The organism is Nostocoides sp. (assembly GCF_035343835.1).
GTDB classification, from domain to species: domain Bacteria; phylum Actinomycetota; class Actinomycetes; order Actinomycetales; family Dermatophilaceae; genus Nostocoides_A; species Nostocoides_A vanveenii.
Genome location: NZ_DAOQZV010000243.1, coordinates 1 through 4,519, shown reverse-complemented (window position 1 = coordinate 4,519; position 4,519 = coordinate 1). Strand labels below are relative to the sequence as shown.

Annotated in this window: 4 protein-coding genes and 1 pseudogene; all 5 read right to left on the bottom strand. The window is 68.2% G+C overall.

Annotation, left to right across the window (positions count from 1 at the left end; genetic code table 11):
- Nucleotides 1-323 (bottom strand): alpha/beta family hydrolase (locus PKH97_RS13955; RefSeq protein WP_324388148.1); only part of this gene is annotated, 323 nt, incomplete at its 3' end.
- Nucleotides 324-426: 103 nt separating this feature from the next.
- A complete protein-coding gene (xylB, locus tag PKH97_RS13950; RefSeq protein ID WP_324388147.1) occupies nt 427-1,842 on the bottom strand; it encodes a xylulokinase in 1,416 nt (471 codons plus the stop codon).
- Between the two features lie 105 nt (nt 1,843-1,947).
- Nucleotides 1,948-3,432 (bottom strand): mannitol dehydrogenase family protein, encoded by a 1,485-nt coding sequence (locus PKH97_RS13945; protein WP_324388146.1) that lies wholly within the window; start codon nt 3,430-3,432, stop codon nt 1,948-1,950.
- Between the two features lie 2 nt (nt 3,433-3,434).
- Nucleotides 3,435-4,298 (bottom strand): carbohydrate ABC transporter permease, encoded by an 864-nt coding sequence (locus PKH97_RS13940; RefSeq protein ID WP_324388145.1) that lies wholly within the window; start codon nt 4,296-4,298, stop codon nt 3,435-3,437.
- A pseudogene (locus PKH97_RS13935) lies at nt 4,295-4,519 on the bottom strand (sugar ABC transporter permease); the annotation flags it as partial. The pseudogene PKH97_RS13935 and the gene PKH97_RS13940, both read right to left, overlap by 4 nt.

Sequence of the window (4,519 nt, the reverse complement as noted above, 5' to 3'; positions counted from 1 at the left end):
ACGCGCGCGCCGGCGCTGCGCCCGCCGACCACCAGCGGGCCGACGATGCCCAAGGCCGCGATCATCGGCACCCAGGCCGCATCCAGGGTCGGCGGCCGGCCGGCGATCTTTCGGCCGGCGACCTTCCAGGGTTGCTCGATCAAGATCACCCGGTAGCCCCGCTCGGGCAAGGCCCGCGCGAGCAGCACCAAGTCGGACGCGCCGAGGCCACCGCCGGCCCCGTGGCCCAGGACCACCGTCGCGAGCGGATCCGGACCCGACGCGGCATACGTGAAGGCGCGGCCGGGACCGCCGGGCGTCTCGATCTGTCGGGCCTCGGGCATACCTGACCGTAACGCGCGGCGGCTCCAACGGCCCGCCCACGAGATCGTCCGTCCTGGCTGCCCGTCGCGGCCACGGCCGACCGGCTCGCCGCACTAGGCCGCTTTAGACAACGCCGTAAAGAGCGCGGACGGCGTCGCGATACCGGCCGACGATCTCGGCACCGGCATCGGGCGCGCCGGGCTCTGCGCGCACGTCCAGCGAGATCTCCCACGGCGGCGGCGCGTCCGCCCCGGAAAGAGTCCACGCCGCCTGGCGCGCAGCACCCAGACCGACATACTCCCCCGCGGCCGGCACCACGACCGGCAGCCCGAAGAGCTGGCACGCAATGTCTTGCACCGCCACGGAGGCAGAGGCCCCACCGATCAGCAGAATCCGCTCGACCGCGACGCCGTGGTCACGCAAAGCTCCTACTCCCGCAACGAGATTGAGCAGCATGCCCTCGACATGTGCCCGGGCGAGATTCTCGGGCGTGGCGTTGGCGCGGGTCAGCCCGAGGAGGGTGCCGGTCGACTGCGGAAGGTTCGGTGTGCGCTCCCCGTCGAGATAGGGAATCAGCGTCAGCCCGCCGGCCCCTGGTGCGGCTGCCAGCGCGAGCCGGTCGAACTCGGCATAGTCCACGCCCAGCATCGCCGCCCCCGCATTGAGGACGCGGGCCGCATTGAGGGTGCACAGCAGCGGCAGGTAGCCACCCTCAGCGTCGGCGAACGACTGCAAGGCGCCGCTGGCGTCGACAACGGCTTCGGTATGCCGCGCGAACACCGTCCCCGACGTCCCGAGCGACACCACGACGTCGCCAGGGAGCAAGCCGAGCCCGAGCGCCGCGCCCATATTGTCGCCGGTGCCCGGCGCGACGATCATCCCCGACGCGGTGCGTCCCGCGACCTCGTGGGGAGCCAGCACCGTCGGCACTTCGACGGTTCGGCCCATCGCCAGGTCCATCACATCGGCGCGATAGTCCTGGCTGTGCGCCGACCAGTAACCGGTCCCCGAGGCATCGCCGCGATCGGTGACCCAGCGCTGAAAACCGTTGCCGTCCTTGAGGATCTGGCCGGTGAGCCAGTCGTGGGGCAGGACGCAGGTCCGTGTCCGAGCCAGGCTGTCGGGCTCGTTCCGTGCCAGCCACCGCAGCTTGGTCGCGGTGATCGCGGCCACCGGAACCACACCGATCTGCTCGGCCCAGGCCTGGGCTCCGCCGAACTCCTCGACCAGGTCCGCCGCGGCACCGGCGGAGCGGGTGTCATTCCACAACAGGGCCGGACGGACCACCTCGTCACCATCGTCGAGGGTGACCATGCCGTGCTGCTGGCCACCGACCGCGATGGCCGACACGCCCTCGAGCAAGCCATCCGCACCGGCCTGCTGATAGGCGGCCCACCAGTGCCGCGGGTCCACCTCGGTCCCGTCCGGGTGGGGGGCCCGGGCGGTTCGGACGATCGCCCCGGTCTCGGCATCGCAGACCACGATCTTGCATGACTGGGTCGAACTGTCGACCCCGGCCACGAGGGTCTGTGCGCTCATGGGCATCTCCTCACGACTCAACTGTTGTCATCCTGGCACGGGCGCACGAGCGCCGGGGCCAGGCTGATTTGCCCGACCCCGGTGCGCATGCGCCCTCGGAGGTACTCAGCCGGCGGCCGCGTTCTCCAAGGTGGTGCGGGCCCCCACGTCGTGCAGGCTCGCGAGATGGCGCCGGTAGGCGCCAGTGAATCGCTCGTCGTCGGCGAGGTCGCCGAAGAAGTCGCGATCCCGGATGAAGGCGAGGTCATCGCCGGCCTGCGCGGCCGCCGCGGCCATCACCTTCTCCTTGAACCGGTCCACGACCTCGATCGGCTCGCCTTGCTCGTCGCGCCCCTCGGCATACCGCGCCCAGGAGGCGACGATCAGCGCCGAGCGGTCGAACTGCCCGCCATTGGCGAGGTTGATCTTGATAACCGGGACCAGCCACTTCGGGATGCGGTCCGAACTCTCCGCGCATAGCCGCGCCAGCGTGTCGCGCACCTCGGGGTTGGCGAAGCGCTCGATGAGCTGATGGCGGTAGGCGTCCAGATCGACTCCGGGGACCGGCGGCAGCGTGGGACTGCCTTCGTTCTCCATGTAGTCGAGGAGGAACTCCACGAAGAGCGGATCCTGACAGACCTCGTGCGCGTAGCGATAACCGCTGAGGTAGCCCAGATAGCACAACGCCTGGTGGCTGGCGTTGAGCAGCCGGAGCTTCATCAGCTCGTACGGCACGACGTCCTCGACGATCTGGACGCCTACGTTGTCGTATGCCGGTCGGCCGGCGGCGAAGTGATCCTCCAGCACCCACTGCGTGAAGGGTTCGCAGACTACGGGCCATTGATCGGCCACGCCGAAGCGTTCGGCGAGATCGTCGATATCCGCGGGCGCGGTGACCGGGGTGATCCGGTCGACCATGCTGTTGGGGAAGGGGATGTTCGCGCGCATGTAGTCCGCCAGTTCGGCGTCCTTCATCGCGGCGAACGCGAGAATCATCTTCTTGGCGACATCGCCATTGCCCGGCAGGTTGTCGCAGGACATCACGGTGAAAGGCGGTATGCCGGCATCCCGCCGCATGCGCGCCGCCTCGGTGATGAACCCGAAGACGCTCTGCGGCGGACCGCCGCCCGCGAGATCGGCCTCGAGAGCCGCTCCCTTGGGGTCGAATTCCCCGGTCACCTGATTGACGTGATAGCCGCCCTCGGTCACCGTCAGCGAAACGATTCTGGTGGCCGGATCGGCGAGCCGGTCGAGTACGGCCTGCGGGTCGTCGGGCGCGAAGAGGTAGTCGATCATCGAGCCGATGACCGTCGCATCCCGCGAGCCGTCCGGATGCTTGACGATGAGTGTGTAGAGGCAGTCCTGCGCCTTCATCGCATCCCGCATCCGGGCATCGCCGGGCATGGTGCCCACGCCGACGATCCCGAAGTCGAGATTCTCGCCGTTGTTCATCAAGCGATCGAGATACATCGCCTGATGCGCACGGAAGAAACCGCCGACGCCGAAGTGCACCATTCCCGGTGTGACGGCTGAACGGTCGTATGCCGGCCGGGCCACCTCGGCGGGCAGCCCGTCGAGGGTGGCCGCGGACAGCGGGGTGGGGTCTGACATCGTCAGCGCACCGCCCCCATCGACAGACCCTGGACCAGCTTGTCCTGCGCCGCGAACCCGGCCACCAGCACCGGCAGCGACACCACGAGCGAGGCCGCGCAAACCTTGGCCAGGAAGAGGCCCTGGCTGGTCACGAAGCCGGTCAGGTAGACCGGCGCGGTCTGGCTGACCGTGCCGGTCAGGACCCGGGCAAAGAGCAACTCGTTCCAGCTGAAGATGAAGCAGATCAGCGCGGCCGAGGCAAGACCGGGCATGACGACCGGGGCGACGACCTTGCGCAGGGTCAAGATCAACCCGGCGCCGTCTACTTCGGCCGCCTCCAGCATCTCCGAGGGGACCTCGGCGAGGAAGGAGCGCAGCATCCAGATGGCGATCGGGAGGTTCATCACCGTGTAGAAGATGATGAGCAGCCAGATGTTGTCCAGCAGCCCGACCTTCTTGGCGAACAGGAAGATCGGCAGCAGGCCGGCCACGACCGGCAAGAACTTCGTCGACAGCAGGAAGAAGAGCACGTCCGACCACTTGCGCACCGGGCGGATCGAGAGCGCATAGGCGGCGGGGAAGGCGAGCGCCAACACCAGGAGGGTGGAGACGACACTGGCCATCACCGAGTTGATCAGCGAGGGCCACGGCCCCGACGCGAAGAACGACCGGTAGCCCGCCAGGGTCAACGGTGCCGTGAAAGACGGCGGGTTCGTTGCTGCCGCCGATTCGGAGTGGAAGCTCGTCAGGATCATCCAGAGAACCGGCGCGACGAACAGGAAGCCGACGATCCACGCGGCTGCCGAGAGCAGCAGGCCCGAACGCGGCGGCTTGCGGAAGTTGACCTGCTGCCCGTTGGACAGGGTCACCGTTTTCGTGCTCATCGCTGGTCCTCCCGGAAGATGCTGAAGACCGTCCGCAGGGCGATCGTCGAGACGATGATGGTCAAGATCACGACCACCACGCCGGCTGCCGACGCTAGGCCGTAGTCCTGTCCGGTGTAGAAGGTCTCGTAGATGTAGTACGGCAGGTTCGCCGTGCCCAGACCACCACTGGTGATGGTGAAGACATGGTCGAAGTTCTGGACCACGTAGATCGTGCCGAG

Excerpts from the sequence above, each read along its gene's own strand:
- PKH97_RS13945 (WP_324388146.1), bottom strand. The coding sequence starts at position 3,432 with ATGTCAGACCCCACCCCGCTGTCCGCGGCCACCCTCGACGGGCTGCCC.
- xylB (WP_324388147.1), bottom strand. The coding sequence starts at position 1,842 with ATGAGCGCACAGACCCTCGTGGCCGGGGTCGACAGTTCGACCCAGTCA.
- PKH97_RS13940 (WP_324388145.1), bottom strand. The coding sequence starts at position 4,298 with ATGAGCACGAAAACGGTGACCCTGTCCAACGGGCAGCAGGTCAACTTC.